A 16,418-nucleotide genomic window follows, 5' to 3' on the forward strand; every position below is an offset into this window, starting at 1 on the left:
ATATGCCTGACAAAGCGTCCAGCGCCACGTGTTCTCGGCCGGCGATGACTGGTGCGCTGTCGGACGGTCGATACCGTCATACCCGGACACGGGACGACACATGAAACCCGATCGAACAGGGAGCAGAGCATGGGCAGCATCGTGGTACACGAGTTCATCAGCCTCGACGGGGTGTACGAGAACCCCGGTTGGACCGCCGAGTTCGGTTTCACCGAAGCGCTCGGCGCCGCGATCGGCCGGATGACCACCGGGTCCACCGCGATTCTGCTCGGCCGCAACACCTTCGACATGTTCGGTCCGGCCTGGTCCGAGCGCACCGCCGAGGACGACCCCGGCGCACCATTCTTCAACGACACCGCCAAGTTCGTGGTGTCGACCTCATCGGCGTCGGTGAACGGGTGGGCCAACTCACGACTGCTCGGGCCGTACGACGCCGACGCGATCCGGTCACTGAAGTCCGATCACGAGAAGATCTACGTGAGCGGCAGTGGGACCCTGGTCCGCGCGCTGATCGCCGACGGCCTCGTCGACGAACTACATCTGCTGGTCTACCCGATCGTGCTCGGCTCCGGCGCGCGCCTGTTCGCCGCGGACGGCGTCCAGACACGCCTACGACTGTCCGAGACGGAATCGTTCGACAACGGGGTCGTACACCTGACCTACGGCCCGCACTGATCCCGCGGGCAGCCTCAACGCGTCCAGGGTCCGACGCCGCCGATCTTGTCGATACGGATCCTGGTGACGAATCCGGGCGGAGCATCCGGCGGCGGGAAATCCGCGTCCGGTGCCAGCGAGGCGGCCAGCTCGCGCAGCAACTGTGGGGCCCCGCCCTCGACGATGTGTGCGGTGCCCGCGACAGACAGGTACGGGGTCATCACCGGAGCAGATCGATCGGACAGGATTGTCAGCGCCACCCGTTCGTCGCGCCGGACGTTGCGCACCTTCTGGTACTCGCCCAGATGGGCGGTGAGCAGTTCGTCACCGTCGGCGGTCTGGCGTAGCGCGACCCAGACCACGCTCACCTGCGGACTTCCGTCGGTATTGATCGTCACCAGGGTGGCGTTGGCACCCGATCCGATGAGGCCTCGAGCGGCTGCGGGTAATTCCATGTCCACGTACTACCTCATGAACACCCGAATTTGTTCCCCGGCGGGTGGCTTGCGGCGGCAGACTCTCTGCTCTAGCGTTAGAGTCAGTCGTGTGTATGACTTAGTTGCTCGGACGCGCGCCCCAAACCCATCACCGCCCAGTTGACGAGGCCGACCATGACGCCAGACCACAGCCGTGTTCCGCCGGGCACCGACGTGGCGATCGTGGGCGCCGGTATCGCCGGGTTGGTCACCGCCGACAGATTGGGCACCCGCGGAATCGATGCTGTGGTTCTCGAGGCGGCCGACCGCGTCGGCGGTCGTCTGATGGCCCGGACCTCGGTCCTCGGGTCCGCGGTGGACCTCGGCGGTCAGTGGATCGGGCACGGACATCACCGCTTCGAGGAACTGGCCGACGAACTCGGTGCGAGACGGTTCCCGATGCACAGCCCCGGTACCCCCGCAATGGTCACCGCCGTCGGACCGATCTCGGCGACGAACCCGTCGATGTTGGCGGCCACCGTCGGGTTACTCGGGTTCGAGGTCGCGTCGCGCCTGCCCGAACGCGACACCTGGACCACGACGAGCGTCCGAGAATGGATCGACAGGATCCCCTCGCGCCGCGCCCGCCGCATCGTCGACGTGATCGTCGCGGTCACCTGCTGTGCAGACACGTCGACACTGTCGATCGCGGCGTTCCTGCGGCTCATCCGGTTCCAGGGTGGCTTGTCCACCATGATGAAGACGACCGGCGGCGCCCAGGACGCACTGGTCGTCGAGGGCGCCGGAGCCCTGGCGGAGAGACTCGCACACCGCCTCGGTGATCGGGTGCACACCGGTGTTCGCGTGACCGCCGTCGACCAGACCGACCGTGGCGTCACCGTCGCGACGCCCACCACCACGATCAGGGCACGACGGGTGGTGATTGCGGTGCCGCCCCCGATGGCCGCGCGGATCGCCTTCCGCCCACCGCTGCCCGACAACCGAGTCCGATCGCACCACAACACGCGGATGGGCGAGGTGTACAAGGCGATCGCCGTCTACGAGACACCTTTCTGGCGTCAGCGTCGTGACGCCGAAGCGATCATGCTCGGTACCCCCGGCTGCGCGGTATTCGACACCACGCCGCCCGACGGCCCGGGTCATCTGACGATGCTCGTGGGCGGTGCCGATGCCGCCCGCATCGGCCAGTTGTCCGTCGGACGACGTCGAGAGACTCTCCTCGACCACCTCGAACCCCACCTCGGCCGGGAGGTACGACGTCCGGCCGGGTGGTACGACAAGGTCTGGCATCACGATCCGTATGTCGGTGGGGGATATGCGTCACTACCGGTGATGGGTACCCGCGAGGGGTACTACCCCGTCGAGCACACTCCCGCCGGCCGCATCCACTGGGCGGGAACCGAAACCGCCGCGGAACACGCCGGATACGTCGAAGGTGCCATCGAATCCGCGGAACGCGTGGTCACCGAACTGGTCCGGACGCTCGGGGAGACCGGGTGACGGCGGCGGCGCCCAGGCCGTCACCCGTCGGCGTTGTGTCCCTGGGCTCGACGATCTCGATGCCGCGCGCCGACCGACGTATCAGTCCGGCGGTCTCGAAGGCCTCGAGCCATCCGGTCATCGGCCAACGATCCCAGCGTCGGTGGAACACCTCGGCGTTGCGGACGATGTCGTCGAGGTGTTCCACCGGTGGTGCGGACACCGGATGATGCTGGTGATAGGCGTCGGCACCCCCGACCCATACGACCGGGATGTCGAGAGCGGCCGCTGTACTCGCGAAGTCGGTGTCCTCGCCCCCGTAACCGCGGTAGTCCTCGTGGAACCCGCCCACGCGCGACCACGTCTCGCCGGTCACTGCGAAGGACAGGGACCAGAACAGGTCGGGGTCGGCACCGACCTCCAGCACGCCGTCGGGCGGGTCGGGGCGCGCCGAATGGGGTTGGCGGTGGGCCCGCAATTCCGCAGCCGTCCAGTCGGAGTCGCGCGGCGGCAGATAGGTGACCGGTCCACACAACAACACCGGACCCGTGGTGCGCCGCGCAGCCTCCCGATAGCGGCCGATCATGGCGGGATCGGGTATGCAGTCGACATCGAGGAACACCAGGAGGTCCGCGTGCGCAGCGAGCGCGGCCTCGGCCCCGCGGTTACGGGCGCTCGCCAACGGGAGGCCCCCACGGACACGGGAGACCTCGATCACCATCGCCCGCGGATCCGCGGATGCGACCAGCGGTCGGATGTGGGGATCGTCCATCGCCACCACGACATGGGTGTCGACGGGCGTTGTCGATGCCTGCAGTCCGCTGAGCTGTGCGGTCAGGTGTCGATGGCGCCCGGACACCACGGTGATCACCGCCGTGCGTGTCACCGGCGGCGGCACACCATCGGCGGTCACCGTGCCGCCACGTCCGCTATCACGGCGGCCGCTCGACGTGCGGCGCCTTCCACCTGCAACCGACGCCATGACAGACGGTCGAGGCTCTCGGCTCGGTGCAACACGTCGGGCCAGGAAGATGGCTCGGGCCACCTCCGTGTCACACACGCCACCTCGTGTGTCCGCAGGGCCTCCGCCGTCGCATCCTGTTCACCGAACGGTCGTCGTTGCGGGGTGACGACGGCGGCGGCACCTGCGCAGGCGACATCGGCGATCGCATTCTGCCCCGCATGAGTGACGATCACGGAGGCCGAACACAGCAGTGGCCAGACGTCGTCGACCCACCCCGAACCGGCGACACCCGCCGCGACCCATCGGCGCCCGGGTGTCGTGGCCCGTGCCGCCGCGACGTCGTCATCGGTGACGATCGAACCGCCCGCTCCACCGAGGATCACCACCGGAGCGTCTCCATCGGCCCGGCCACACCGAGCTCGCCCGTCGAAACGGCTGATCGCACCCACGTAGTGCGTGGTGTCGTCGAACGGGTGCAGATGTGCCGGCCGGTATAGGTCCGCCGACCACGGCGCGACGATGGCGTCGGCGAGTCGGTGGGCCAACAGATGCGGGGGATCGTCACGCACGCCGGGCATGGCCATGATCACCACCGGGATGCCCATTGTGCGTACGAACAGTGCAACCTCCACCGAGACGTCGACGACCACGACCGACGGACGGGTTCGCCGGATCCAGTCGGCGATGATGCCCATCCGCTCGGTGAGCCCGGGTACGTCGATCGGCGCCCAGTGCAATGTGTCGTGTGCTGACGGCGCACGCACCGTCGCGTCGGGCGGATCCGGTACGTCGAGCGGCAACGGCAACCAGGAGCCGGCCGCGTGTCCGTCCTGCGGTCGACGTGACGACAGCACCGTGACCGGCTCGTCGAGTGACGCGGCGATCGAATGCGACCGCATCATGTGTCCACTGCCCTGATGGTGGACGTAGTAACCGATCACCCGGCCACCGCGGTCACCGGCCGCGTGTAGACGTCGATGTACCTCTCGACCATGCGGTCCGCCCCGCAGAACTCAATCGCCCGTCGCCGTGCGGCGTGGCGCGACAGTCGACCGGCATCCACCAGGGCCGCGGTCAGCGCGGACACGTCACCCGCGGGTGCGAGGCGGCCGCAGTCGGCGGTGATGATCTCCGGGATCCCGCCACGAGCGAAGGCCGCGACGGGAGTCCCGCAAGCCAATGCCTCGGCGACGACGAGACCGTACGGCTCGTCCCAGACCGGGGTCACGATGGCCACGGAGGCGGACCCGACCACCCGGGCCAGCTCCTGTTGCCGCAGGTGACCGAGGTAGCGGTGGGACCCTCCCAGCAACGGTCGCACCTGGCGGTCGTAGTAGTCCGGATCGGCGATCGGCCCGGCCAGACGAAGTCCGACGCCGGCACGGGTCGCCGCGTGCAGCGCCAGGTGGGGCGCCTTCTCCGGAACGATCCGGCCGGACCAGACGGCATGGCCACCACCCGGGCCCACCGGCCATTCGTCCGGCGATATCCCGTTGTGGACGACGTCCACGTCTCCCGCCACCCGACGCCACTGTCGGGCGGTGTGGTCACTCACCGCCGCGAAGCCCGACGCCGAACCCGCACGCACCACCGGTTCGAGCCACGGCAGGGGCGGGGTGTGCAACGTGGTCAACATCGGACGTCGCAGGGACGAGGACATCGCGATCGGCAGCGGATGCAGGCTGTGGTTGTGCACCACATCGAACTCATCGGGTCGTCCCGCCAACTCGGTCATCAACGAGAGATACGCGTGGTCTTCGGCCAGGGTGGGCATCATCCCGAGGTCCGGGCCGTGGTCGGCGACCGACGGGCTGCGAGCGATGTCGAGATGTCTGACACGGATCTCGTCGCAGGGCCGAGGTGTCGACGACCCTTCGGCTGCGAACAACGTGACCCGGTGGCCGCGATCGGCCAGTGAGGTGGCCAGGGCATGGACATGCGCCTCGAGCCCGCCGGCGAACGGCTCGACGATGGGGAATCGCGACGGTCCCAGCAGCGCCACCCGCAGGCCGGCCGTCATACGGCCACGCCGACGCGGCGGTCGAGCACCTCGCGGTAGATCCGTTCGTGCGCCGCGGCGATCTGTTCGCGCTGGGATCGACGCGCCGCAGCGCTCACCTGCGGTGGCCTGTCACGCATCTCGTAAGCGCTGCGTAGCGCCTCCCGCAAGCTCTCCGGGTCGAACCGGCGCGCGCCGAAACCGAATGTGCGGCAGGCCTGCTGCGACCGGTGGTGTCCGCAGTCGGCCACCACCGCGGTCACGCCGAGATCATGGCATGCCTCCAGCCAACCCGAATGCGTACCGAAGCGATACGGCATCACCGATACGTCGATGTCGGACAGGTACTCCCACAGCTGATCATCGGAGAAGCGTGGATGGACACGAACGTCGACACCGCGGACCGCCCGCCGCCGCAGCAGCGCGTGGGCGACGTCGCGGCGCGATGCGTCGGCGGCGTCGTCCAACACGTGGCTGTCCAGGTCGATGCGGACCGTCGCCGTCGGCAGGTCGCGTACCGCGTCGATCACGGTGTCGACGACGGTCAGGGGATCCAGATTCGCTCGCAGACTCTTCGCGTGCAGACCGACGACGAACTCCTCCCGCGGCCGTCGGGCCATTCCGATGAGGTGCAACGGGGCCACGTGTGGGTGCGCGATCACGGTCGCCGATCTCGACCATCGCCGCTCGATCTCGTCGGCCGCGGATGCGGTGAGGGTGATCAGCGCGTCTGCAGCCGGTATCAGCACGTCGAGTTGGGCGAGATGTGCGGTGTCGTCGGCGAAGTGGGGATTGTGCAGGTCGTGCACGGTGAACACCAGAGGTTTGCCCAGTCCACGCAACACCGTCACGAGCGAGGTCAACTCATCGGTCGAATAGTGTTCGAACCCGAAGTGCAGATGGATCAGGTCGAAAGTGTCCTGCTGTGAGACAACGTATTCAGGTTCCAACCAGCGCGGGGGCCACCATTGTTCGGCGGTGAGTGCATCCGGCGGTACCGGGTCGGGAAGGCGGACGACGGCGACGTCAGCGAGATCACCAGGGACGCGCAGATGCGCGACATAGGCGTGTCCGGTGGGCACCGAGGCCACGGAGATCACAGGCGGGGGTCCTCCATCGACAGACGGGGTGTGAGGCAAGCGAGATATAAAGGGGTGTGTCAACCACCCGGCCCGACTGTTCGAGAGGGGGAATCGTGCTTCGGGTACCACCTTATCGTGCCCCTACGACGGCAGGCATCACCACGTGACCGACATCGACCCGAGAACCCGCCATTTCGGGTCTTTTTACCGCCTGGACCAGCCACGACGTGACGAGCGCCCGCTGTGGGTCATCTGGGGCAACTGCCAGGCCGAAGCCCTACGGGTACTCCTCGCGTCGGCACCCGACGTCGGCATCCGCACCGTCCGCGTCCCTCCGGTCCACGAACTCGAAGCCGGCGACATCCCCTTCGTCCGCGAGTTGCTCGCCGACACGCAGGTATTGCTGTCCCAACCGGTCCGCGACGGTTACCGGGAACTCCCCATCGGAACCGCGGACGCCATCGCGATGATGCCGGTGACGTCGCGGGTGGTCCGTTGGCCGGTGGTGCGCTACGCGGGGCTACACCCGTTCCAGATCATCGTGCGTGACCCGGCGGACATGTCGTCGAATCCACCCGTGGTCCCGTACCACGACCTCCGCACCGTGCTCTGCGCCCGCGATGCCGTGCGCGACCGTCGGATCTACGACTCCACAGTGGATGCGCACACCATCCGGGAGGTGGCGCAATGGAGCGTGGAGCAGTTGCACGCGCGGGAACGCCGGGACACCGACATCGCGGTCTCCGATGTGTTGTCGGCGCTGGGCGCGTCGGCCGCACACACGATCAACCATCCCGGCAACGCCGTTCTGATGATCCTGGCGCAACGGATGTTCGCGGCCCTCGATGTGCCTGCGCGGCCTGTCGAACCGGATAGGGACCTGCTCGGATCGGTGCGGGCGCCGTTGGACGGCCGTGTCGTGGACGCGCTGAACCTCGATGCCCGGGAGAGCTCGACGTGGACCGTCGACGGTGCCGTCATACCCGACGACGAGGTGTTCGCCCGGCAGATCGGTTGGTACGCCGATCATCCCGGCTTCTTCGCAGCCACCGAGCGCAGGTATGCCGAGCTTCTCGAGATCATCGGCATCCGATGACCACGGCCGTCCCGTCCGCCGTCCTCCACCTGGTGGTCGGTCCACATGATCACGGTGTCGTCCGGTATGCGCGCGCCGTACACGCGTCGTTGGCGATGGACGACTCCGGGCAGCGACTCACCCACGTGGCCGACGCCGACGCCGCGGTGGCCGTGGTGGCACAGCCCTGCGGACCGCTCGTGCACATCCACGTCACCGACAAGCTCTTCGGTTCCGGTGCCACCGCTGCCGCCACCGCGGTGGTCGCCGTCGTCGATGCGGCGCACGCCGCCGGGACCCGGGTGTCTCTGACCCTGCACGATCTACCGCAGCCATCCGACGGTGCCGGATTCCACCGACGACGCGACGCCTACCGAGCCATGCTGACGGCGGCGGACGGGGTCATCGTCTCCAGCGAGCACGAGTCACGTCTCATCGACGAACATCTCGGGTGGTCGCCGCGGCCCCCGACGGATGTCGAGGTGATCCCACTGATGGTCGGCAGTCCCGGTGACGCGGTCGTCCGCGTAGCCGCGCCCACCTCCCGGTCCGTCGGCGTCCTCGGCTTCCTGTATCCCGGCAAGGGACACGCAGAGGTGTTGCGAGCGATGGCGGCGTCGGCGCCCGACGTCGTGTTCGTGGCGTTGGGTACCCCGTCGCCGGGGCACACCGACCTGGCCGATCAGCTCACCACCGATGCTGCGGCGGTGGGCCGCGGTTGCGAGATCACCGGGTTCCTCGACGATGCGCAGCTGGCGGTGCGCCTTGCCGAGGTCGGGGTGCCGGTCGCCCATCATCGGCACCTGTCGGCATCCGGGTCGATCAACACGTGGCGGGCCGCCCGACGTCGTCCGCTGGTGCCGCGGCACCGCTACTCCGAGGAGATGGATCGGATGTCCCCGCGAACCATGACCCTCTACGACGAGGACCGGCTGTCGTCGGCGATCGCCGAAGCTCTCGCCGATCCGGCGTCGACGTGGATCGACGCCGGCCGTCCGGTGCATCCCTCGCCCGCGGAGGTCGCGATGGCGCACCGAACCACCTTCGCGCGGTGGTCACGGTGAGCGGGCTCTGGCCGCTGGACGACGGTCACTGGGTGGTCGCCGACAACCGGTGGGATCTCGCACCGCCGCCTTCTCGCGAACCGACGGTGAGCGTGATCATCCCGTACTACGAACAGCCGTGGCAGCTGGAGTTGGTGCTGACCGCGCTGTCGATGCAGACTCACCCGGCCGATCTCATCGAGGTGATCGTCGCGGACGACGGGTCTCGCAATGCTCCCGACGTGGCGCATCACGATCTCACGGTGTCGGTTGTCCGCCAGCCGAACAACGGTTTTCGAGCGGCGGCGGTGCGGAACCTGGGTGCCGCGGCGGCCGGCGGGGAGGTGTTGTGTTTCCTCGACGCCGACACCGTTCCCGAACCCGATTACCTGTCCCGCGCCACCCGACTCCCCGCCGCGGTGCCGGATGCCGTGGTCGTGGGGCGACGTCGGCACGCCGATCTGTCCGGGTGGTCGCCCACCCGGTTACGCGGTTGGTGGGATGGTGCACACGTCGGCCCGGCGGTTCTCGAGGAGCCGGGCTGGCTGGTCGAGGCGTACACCCGCACCCGCAATCTCCTGATTCCGGGTTGGGACGCGTACAAATACCTGATCAGCGCCGTGTTGACCTGCCACCGTTCCATGTTCGTCCACGCGGGTGGTTTCGACGAGTCCTTCGACCGATACGGCGGTGAGGACTGGGAACTGGCGAACCGGATGTTCATGTGTGGTGCGGTTCTCGCGCACGTTCCCGACGCGGTGGCCTGGCACGACGGCCCGGATTGGGGACTGCGCGCGGGGCCGGAACGCACCGAGGTCAAGAATGCCGAGGCGCAGGCGCTGGCCCCGCTGATCACCGATCCCGCCGCACGGACGTCGGGCCTGAGGTTTCGCATCCCCGACGTGGCCGTGACCCTCGCGGTCGACGGCCACACCCCGGCATCGCTGCAGCGAACCGTCGCGTCATTGCTCACCGGCCCTCAGGGGATACCGCTCGATCACGCGATCTGGTTGTGCGGTAACGGTGCCGACGAGATGCTCCGGGTCCTGGGGGTGTGCGACACGCGGGTTCGAACCGGCCTGCCGGACCAGGAGGTGGTGCGGCGTTGCCGGTACACCGTGCACATCTCGGGACGCGTCGTCGTGGAGAGCGGAGCGCTGGGACGGGTGTTCGCCGATCTCGGTCCCGGTGGTGCCGGCGCAGCCTCGGTCGACGTCGGTGCGGACGGGTCGGTCACGGTGCACACCTCGCGGGCGCGCCATCGAGCACGCAGGCTGACCCCGTATGGGTGGTCGGAGGACACCGCCATCCGTGCGTTGTTCGGTGTGAACTCGCTGGTCGGAGACGACATCGGAATCCGGGTGGTCGGCGACGAACCGGACCTCTCGTGGTGACCGAGCACGGCCTCACCGCACCGGGTCGCCCATCACCTCGCCCTCCCGGCGGGGGTCTGCCCCGCCGACATAACCGGTCCCGTCCCGTATCACGGCGGCGAGACCGGACGACTGATCGGCCACCGACACCTGATGACCTCGAGCACGCAGTCCGCGCACCAGTGGGTCGTCGGCCCCGTCGTTCGCGGTGTCGATCCCCGGATGTTCACCGCCGACGTTGGTGACGGGTGTGTTGGCTGCGCCGAAGTCCACCCCGGAGACCGCCTGCTGGGGGTCGAGGCCCCAATCCAGCAGATTGATGAGCGTCTTCACGACGAATTGGATGATCACCGACCCACCTGGTGATCCCAGTGAACCGACCAACTCGCCGCGTGAGCCGTCCGGTTGACGGGCGAACAGCAAGGTCGGTGACATGGCGCTACGCGGACGTTTACCGGCCTCCACGCGATTCGCCACCGGCTTACCCGTGGAGTCGACGGGGGAGGAGGAGAAGTCGGTCAGCTGATTGTTGAGAATGAATCCGTCGACCATGTGGAACGACCCGAAGGCCGACTCCACCGTGGTGGTCATCGTCGCCGCGTCACCCTTCTTGTCCACGACGACCACCTGACTGGTGCCGTGTTCCGGGGTGGGTGCGGCCGACCCGGGTGCGGCCGGGAAATCACCTGGTCTGGCCTCACCCATCGATCTGTCCGGATTGATCGACGACGCACGTTGTTTCAGGTAGTTCGGATCGGTGAGCGCGGCGGGAGATCCGCCGGGTAGAGGAACGAAGTCCGCATCGGCGACGTATTCGTCGCGGTCCGCGTAGGCGAGGCGTTCGGCTCCGGAGACCAGGTGGACCGCCTCAGCCTGTGGGATGCCCCCGTTGCGGTCGATCCTGTCGGGCCGCAGGGATGCCAGGTCGAAGTTCGACAGGATGCCCATCGTCGCGGCTACAGCGATGCCACCCGAGGACGGTGGGGGCATACCGCACAGGATGCGGGTGCGGTAGGGCGTGCACAACGCCTCCCGCGTTCGTGCTGTGTACCCGGCCAGATCATCGACTGTGGTCAGCCCCGGGGTGACCCCACCTTCGGTGGAGCCGATGGCATCGACGATGTCTCGCGCGACAGAGCCCGTGTAGAAGGCGTCCGCACCGTCACCGGCGACGGCGCCCAACGTCTTCGCGTATGCCGGGTTGGTGAGGCGGGTTCCGGCGGTCTTGGGTGACCCGTCCGCGTTGAGGAAGTACGCGCGGGCATCCGCATCGACCGCGAGTTGCGCCCGACTGTCGGCGATGGCCGCGGCCATCCGTGGACTGATGTCGAAACCGTTGTCGGCGAGTCGGATCGCAGACGTGAACAGGTCGCGCCACCGCTTGTCGCCGTGTTCGGACTGGGCCAACTGCAGCATTCGCAGCACTCCGGGGGTGCCGATGGACCGACCGCTGGCCCGCGCCGACGGCATCGGCGATCGATGGTCTGTGGGACTGATGTACCGGAGATAGTCTCCGGTCGCGGCCGCGGGCGCGGTCTCCCGACCGTCGTAGGCTCGCAGCGTTTTCGATGCGGCATCGTAGTAGACCAGGAATGCGCCGCCGCCGATCCCGGTGGCCTGGGGTTCCACCAACCCCAGTACCGCCTGCGCCGCGACCACCCCGTCGGCGGCGCTTCCCCCGTCGCGGACCACCTCACATGCGGCCTGGGTGGCCAGCGGGTTGGCGGTGACCACCGCGAAGCTCGTGGTGTGCACCGGGGTCATCGCATCGCGGTATCCGGCGGCCACCTCGGGATTGGTGGCGATGTCGCGACTCGACCCGTCCGCGGACGCTGCCGCGACCACCGGAGTGCCGTTGGGAACCGTTGCGCAGGTGCCGCCTTCGGCGCCCGACCGCGGGACGGTGTCGTCACAGGCCACGGCGGTCAGGCCCAGCACCGTCGCGACCGCGACGGTCAGCGCCCGAGTGCGTGACGTCGGTACCATGCGGCTCTCCTGTCCGAGGTGTGGTCCGACGCTAACAGTGATCCGGCGCGGACGAGACGACAACGCCCCGCGAACCGGGAGGCTCGCGGGGCGCAGTCTCGGGTGATCAGCGCACGTCGAACCGGTCCAGCATCATGACCTTGTCCCACGCGGCGACGAAGTCGCGCACGAACTTGTCCTTGGCGTCGTCGGCCCCGTACACCTCGGCCACCGCACGCAACTGGGTGTTGGACCCGAAGACCAGATCCGCACGGCTACCGGTGAACTTCTCCGCTCCGGTCGCCCGGTCGCGACCGACGTAGGTGGTGTTGTCGTCGCCCGCCGGCTCCCACGCGATCTCCATGTCGAGGAGATTGGTGAAGAAGTTGTTGCTCAACGTCTCGACATCGTCGGTGAAAACGCCGACCTTCGAGTTCTTGTAGTTGGCTCCCAATACCCGCAGCCCACCGATCAGGACGGTCATCTCGGGAGCGGACAGGTTGAGCAGGTTGGCCTTGTCGACGAGCAGATACTCCGCGCCCAGTTGCTGACCCTTGCCCTCGTAGTTGCGGAAGCCGTCCGCGGTGGGCTCGAGGTGGGCGAACGACTCGACGTCCGTCTTGTCCTGGGTGGCGTCGGTCCGGCCCGGGGTGAACGGGACGGTGATGTCGAAACCACCTGCCTTGGCGGCCTTCTCGACACCGGCGGCGCCGGCGAGGACGACGAGGTCGGCGAAGGACACCCGAGCACCGGCGGAACCGGTGAACGATTCGCCGATCCCCTCGAGAACCGAGATCACCCGCGCGAGTTCGTCGGGCTCGTTGACCTCCCAGTCGACCTGGGGGTGCAGACGCAGACGGCCACCGTTGGGGCCGCCGCGCTTGTCGCTCTGCCGGAACGACGCGGCCGCCGCCCACGCGGTCTTCACCAGCTGCGAGACACTCAGACCGGATTCGAGCACCGTGGCTTTCAGTGCGGCGATGTCCTCGCCGTTGATCAGGTCACCCTCCGCCGGCGGCACGGGGTCCTGCCAGAGGAGTTCCTCCGATGGCACCTCTGGGCCGAGGTAGCGCGTGATCGGGCCCATGTCGCGGTGGGTGAGCTTGTACCAGGCGCGAGAGAACTGGTCGGCCAGGGCCGCGGGATCCTCGAGCCACGCGCGGGTGATCTCGGCGTAGATCGGATCGGTGCGCAGGGCGAGGTCGCTGGTCAGCATCATCGGGGGGTGCTTCTGTCCCTCGACGTGGGCGTCGGGCACCAGGTCGGCCGCGGCGCCGTCCTTGGGCTTCCACTGCCACGCGCCGCCGGGGCCCTTGTGGACCTCCCACTCGTACCCGTACAGGATCTCCAGGTAGGAGTTGTCCCAGGTGGTGGGCGTCGGTGTCCAGGCACCCTCGATACCGCTGGTGATGGTGTACTGGGCGTTGCCGGTGCCCAGGCTGTTCTTCCATCCCAGGCCCTGCATCTCCAACCCGGCACCACCGGGCTCGGGACCGATGTACTGGTCCGGGTTGCCCGCACCGTGGACCTTGCCGAAGGTGTGGCCGCCGACGATCAGGGCGGCGGTCTCGACGTCGTTCATGGCCATCCGTCCGAAAGTCTCGCGGATGTCGTTGGCCGAGAGCTGCGGATCGGGATTGCCGTTGGGGCCCTCGGGATTGACGTAGATGAGACCCATCTGCGATGCGCCCAGCGGCTTCTCGAGCTCATGGTTCTCGTCGAACCGTTCGTCACCCAACCAGGTGTGTTCCGGTCCCCAGTACACGTCCTGGTCGGGCTCCCAACCATCCACCCGGCCGCCGGCGAAACCGAAGGTCTGCAGACCCATGGTCTCCAGCGCGACGTTGCCGGTCAGGATGATCAGGTCTGCCCAGGACAGCTTCTTGCCGTACTTCTGCTTGATCGGCCACAACAGACGACGCGCCTTGTCGAGGCTCGCGTTGTCGGGCCAGCTGTTCAGCGGCTCGAACCGCTGCATGGCCGCCCCGCCGCCACCGCGCCCGTCGTCCACCCGGTAGGTGCCCGCCGAGTGCCAGGACATGCGGATGAAGAAGGGCCCGTAGTTGCCGTAGTCGGCGGGCCACCACGACTTCGACTCGGTGAGCAGCGCGGCGAGATCCGTCTTCACAGCGGCGAGATCGAGGGTCGCGAATTCTTCGGCATAGTCGAAGTCCCCACCCAACGGGTTCGCGACGGCCGGGTTCTTCTGGAGGATCCCCAGGTTGAGCTCCTCCGGCCACCAGTCGCGATTGCTCGCACCCTCGACCGGATACTTGCGGTTGTTGCCGGCGACGGGGCACGCAGAAGCGTCGACCGCGGAGTGTTCCTCCGGCTGGTCGGCATTCATTTCCTTGACGCGTGTCTCGTGTTCTTCGGTCACGATGTTCCTTTCGTGGGGCCACTTGGCTGCGGCGACCACCGGGCTACGATGGTGGACTCGAACTCTTCGAACGATACCTGCGACACCCACTCGAATCGGTGTGTCGGGACATCTCGCGGCAGCCCCTCGTGCCTGGTTGTGGACGTTCTTATCGCAGTGAGAAAGTCGTCCTATCGCCGAAGCGGAAAGCGGTGCTGTGTTCGGGCGTCGGGGGTGGTTCTCCGTCGGTCCGTGGCGCCGGCGCCGGCGCGCGGGGGACTACCGGTCGCTCAACGGATCCGGAGCCCGTTCCCAGTGGATTCCCAGTGGCCTGTCCTATGTTTCTGGCCAGTCGGGAACCACCTGCCGCAAACACCGCACTGCAAGGGATGGACTCATGCTCGCCAGTCAGACCATCGACGTCGTCGGAGCCTACGGGTCCGTGACCACGATCTCCCAACGACCGGACGGCACCATCGAGGTGGTGACCTCGGGCGGGTCGGGCGCGGTGATACGGGTCAGCGGCGACCTCCGGACCGTCTGCGTCGGCGCCGATCGGTAGCGGCGAGGTGGGGCTCGGTCAGCCCGGGAGGTGAGCGTCGCCGACGGTCAACGCCGCGTCGAGCACGGTCAGACCCTCGCGTACCTCCTCGGCCGTCACCGTGCACGGCGGCACCACATGGATGCGGTTGACATTCGCGAACGGCAACAGACCACCGGACCTGCAGGCCGCGACGACGTCGTTCATCGCCGCACTGCTCGCGCCGTACGGCGCGAGCGGCTCGCGCGTCGTCCGGTCGCGCACCAACTCCAGTGCCCAGAAGACACCGCACCCGCGGACCTCACCGACCGAGGGATGCCGATCGGCGAGCTCTGCCAGACCGGGTCCGATCACCTCGGCGCCGATACGGGACGCGTTGCCGACCACATCCTCGTCGGCCATGGCGGTGATCGTGGCGACGGCGGCCGCGGTGGCCAACGGATGGCCGGAGTAGGTGAGTCCGCCCGGGTAGGGCCGGTGGTCGAAGGTGGCCGCGATCGCCGCGCTGATCGCCACCCCGCCCAGGGGCACGTATCCGGAGTTGACACCTTTGGCGAAGGTCAACAGGTCGGGGGTGACCCCGACGAGATCCACCGAGAACCATGTGCCGCTACGACCGAATCCGGCCATCACCTCGTCGGCGATGTAGACGATGCCGTACCTGTCACAGAGCTCCCGTACACCGCGTAGATACCCCGGCGGCGGGATCATGATGCCCGCGGTGCCCGGGATCGTCTCCAAGACGATCGCCGCGATCGTCGACGGACCCTCCATGCGGATCACCTCGTCGAGGTGATCGAGGGCTCGGGCACACTCCTGCTCCTCGGTCTCGGCGTGAAACCGAGAGCGGTACAGGAACGGTCCGAAGAAGTGGACCACTCCGCTGTCACCGTGATCGTTCGGCCACCGTCGCGGGTCACCGGTCAGGTTGATCGCGGTGTCGGTGCCGCCGTGGTAGGAGCGGTATCGCGTCAACACCTTTCGACGACCGGTGTGCAGACGTGCCATCCGGACGGCGTGCTCGTTCGCGTCCGCACCTCCGTTGGTGAAGAAGATCTTGTCCAGATCACCGGGCGTACGTTCGGCGATCAGCCGGGCCGCCTCCGATCGCACATCGTTCGCGTACTGCGGTGCCACCGTGCACAGTTTCGCGGCCTGCCGCTGGATGGCCGCGATCACCCTCGGGTGCTGATGACCGATGTTGGTGTTGACCAACATCGACGAGAAGTCCAGCAGGCGGCGGCCGTCGCCGTCCCACACGTACGAGCCCGCCGACGCGGTGATACCCATCGGCGAGATCTCGGCCTGGGCCGACCAGGAGTGGAAGACGTGCCGTCGGTCGAGGTCGTAGGCGCGCGCGGCCTCGACGCGCGCATCTTCGACACTGCGCCCGTCGGGCAGCGTGTCGAGGTGATCGATCGTGGTCATCGCTGCATCCTCGTGGTGA

The 16,418-nt window shown here is 67.9% G+C and carries 14 protein-coding genes; 6 read left to right on the forward strand and 8 right to left on the reverse strand.

Going from position 1 to position 16,418, the window contains the following annotated elements; translation table 11 throughout:
* Positions 1-129: 129 nt before the first annotated feature.
* Complete coding sequence (locus BW971_RS07555) at positions 130-675, forward strand: dihydrofolate reductase family protein (protein WP_076478030.1); 546 nt, start codon at positions 130-132, stop codon at positions 673-675.
* Between the two features lie 14 nt (positions 676-689).
* Here BW971_RS07555 and BW971_RS07560 read toward each other — a convergent pair whose 3' ends face one another.
* Entirely contained in the window at positions 690-1,109 is a 420-nt protein-coding gene (locus BW971_RS07560) for a TIGR03618 family F420-dependent PPOX class oxidoreductase (protein WP_076478327.1), read from the reverse strand.
* Positions 1,110-1,265: 156 nt separating this feature from the next.
* On the opposite strand from BW971_RS07560, the gene BW971_RS07565 reads away from it, so the two are divergent.
* Positions 1,266-2,591, forward strand: a complete 1,326-nt coding sequence (locus BW971_RS07565) for a flavin monoamine oxidase family protein (RefSeq protein WP_076478032.1) — start codon at positions 1,266-1,268, stop codon at positions 2,589-2,591.
* Here the strand turns inward: BW971_RS07565 and BW971_RS07570 are convergent.
* From BW971_RS07570 to BW971_RS07585, 4 genes are read right to left on the reverse strand one after another with little or no spacing between them, the layout of a single operon-like run.
* On the reverse strand, positions 2,554-3,483 hold the full coding sequence (locus BW971_RS07570) for a glycosyltransferase family 2 protein (RefSeq protein ID WP_076478034.1): 930 nt from the start codon (positions 3,481-3,483) through the stop codon (positions 2,554-2,556). The genes BW971_RS07565 and BW971_RS07570 overlap by 38 nt on opposite strands.
* Positions 3,480-4,475, reverse strand: coding sequence for a glycosyltransferase (locus BW971_RS07575; protein WP_076478036.1), 996 nt, complete (start codon positions 4,473-4,475; stop codon positions 3,480-3,482). The genes BW971_RS07570 and BW971_RS07575 overlap by 4 nt, the downstream gene beginning before the upstream one ends.
* Positions 4,472-5,554 (reverse strand): glycosyltransferase family 4 protein, encoded by a 1,083-nt coding sequence (locus BW971_RS07580; RefSeq protein ID WP_076478038.1) that lies wholly within the window; start codon positions 5,552-5,554, stop codon positions 4,472-4,474. The genes BW971_RS07575 and BW971_RS07580 overlap by 4 nt, the downstream gene beginning before the upstream one ends.
* Positions 5,551-6,633: a glycosyltransferase family protein gene (locus BW971_RS07585; protein ID WP_143690235.1), complete on the reverse strand. Its 1,083-nt coding sequence runs from the start codon at positions 6,631-6,633 to the stop codon at positions 5,551-5,553. The genes BW971_RS07580 and BW971_RS07585 overlap by 4 nt, the downstream gene beginning before the upstream one ends.
* Before the next feature lie 145 nt (positions 6,634-6,778).
* Here BW971_RS07585 and BW971_RS07590 point away from each other — a divergent pair, with 145 nt between their 5' ends.
* From BW971_RS07590 to BW971_RS07600, 3 genes are read left to right on the forward strand one after another with little or no spacing between them, the layout of a single operon-like run.
* A complete protein-coding gene (locus tag BW971_RS07590) occupies positions 6,779-7,711 on the forward strand; it encodes a WcbI family polysaccharide biosynthesis putative acetyltransferase (protein WP_076478042.1) in 933 nt (310 codons plus the stop codon).
* Positions 7,708-8,754, forward strand: coding sequence for a glycosyltransferase family protein (locus tag BW971_RS07595; protein ID WP_076478044.1), 1,047 nt, complete (start codon positions 7,708-7,710; stop codon positions 8,752-8,754). Before BW971_RS07590 ends, BW971_RS07595 begins: the two co-directional genes overlap by 4 nt.
* Entirely contained in the window at positions 8,751-10,127 is a 1,377-nt protein-coding gene (locus BW971_RS07600; RefSeq protein WP_234974280.1) for a glycosyltransferase, read from the forward strand. The genes BW971_RS07595 and BW971_RS07600 overlap by 4 nt, the downstream gene beginning before the upstream one ends.
* A 12-nt stretch (positions 10,128-10,139) precedes the next feature.
* Here BW971_RS07600 and BW971_RS07605 read toward each other — a convergent pair whose 3' ends face one another.
* Both BW971_RS07605 and katG read right to left on the reverse strand, forming a co-directional pair.
* Positions 10,140-12,092: a gamma-glutamyltransferase family protein gene (locus BW971_RS07605; protein WP_076478046.1), complete on the reverse strand. Its 1,953-nt coding sequence runs from the start codon at positions 12,090-12,092 to the stop codon at positions 10,140-10,142.
* 106 nt (positions 12,093-12,198) lie between these two features.
* On the reverse strand, positions 12,199-14,418 hold the full coding sequence (katG, locus tag BW971_RS07610; protein WP_076478331.1) for a catalase/peroxidase HPI: 2,220 nt from the start codon (positions 14,416-14,418) through the stop codon (positions 12,199-12,201).
* Between the two features lie 409 nt (positions 14,419-14,827).
* Here katG and BW971_RS21455 point away from each other — a divergent pair, with 409 nt between their 5' ends.
* Complete coding sequence (locus tag BW971_RS21455; protein WP_159441835.1) at positions 14,828-14,992, forward strand: hypothetical protein; 165 nt, start codon at positions 14,828-14,830, stop codon at positions 14,990-14,992.
* Positions 14,993-15,010: 18 nt separating this feature from the next.
* Here the strand turns inward: BW971_RS21455 and BW971_RS07615 are convergent, their stop codons facing one another.
* Positions 15,011-16,399 carry an aspartate aminotransferase family protein gene (locus tag BW971_RS07615; RefSeq protein WP_076478048.1) on the reverse strand — a complete coding sequence of 463 codons (1,389 nt, stop codon included), beginning with the start codon at positions 16,397-16,399 and terminating at the stop codon, positions 15,011-15,013.
* Positions 16,400-16,418 lie beyond the last annotated feature (19 nt).

It is taken from the genome of Williamsia sterculiae, from assembly GCF_900156495.1.
Taxonomy (GTDB): domain Bacteria; phylum Actinomycetota; class Actinomycetes; order Mycobacteriales; family Mycobacteriaceae; genus Williamsia_B; species Williamsia_B sterculiae.

Bases quoted from the DNA above. Each gene is read 5' to 3' on its own strand.
- BW971_RS07560 (WP_076478327.1), bottom strand. From the start codon at position 1,109: ATGGAATTACCCGCAGCCGCTCGAGGCCTCATCGGATCGGGTGCCAAC.
- BW971_RS07615 (WP_076478048.1), bottom strand. From the start codon at position 16,399: ATGACCACGATCGATCACCTCGACACGCTGCCCGACGGGCGCAGTGTC.
- BW971_RS07555 (WP_076478030.1), top strand. From the start codon at position 130: ATGGGCAGCATCGTGGTACACGAGTTCATCAGCCTCGACGGGGTGTAC.
- BW971_RS07565 (WP_076478032.1), top strand. From the start codon at position 1,266: ATGACGCCAGACCACAGCCGTGTTCCGCCGGGCACCGACGTGGCGATC.
- BW971_RS07595 (WP_076478044.1), top strand. From the start codon at position 7,708: ATGACCACGGCCGTCCCGTCCGCCGTCCTCCACCTGGTGGTCGGTCCA.
- BW971_RS07605 (WP_076478046.1), bottom strand. From the start codon at position 12,092: ATGGTACCGACGTCACGCACTCGGGCGCTGACCGTCGCGGTCGCGACG.
- katG (WP_076478331.1), bottom strand. From the start codon at position 14,418: ATGAATGCCGACCAGCCGGAGGAACACTCCGCGGTCGACGCTTCTGCG.
- BW971_RS21455 (WP_159441835.1), top strand. From the start codon at position 14,828: ATGCTCGCCAGTCAGACCATCGACGTCGTCGGAGCCTACGGGTCCGTG.
- BW971_RS07580 (WP_076478038.1), bottom strand. From the start codon at position 5,554: ATGACGGCCGGCCTGCGGGTGGCGCTGCTGGGACCGTCGCGATTCCCC.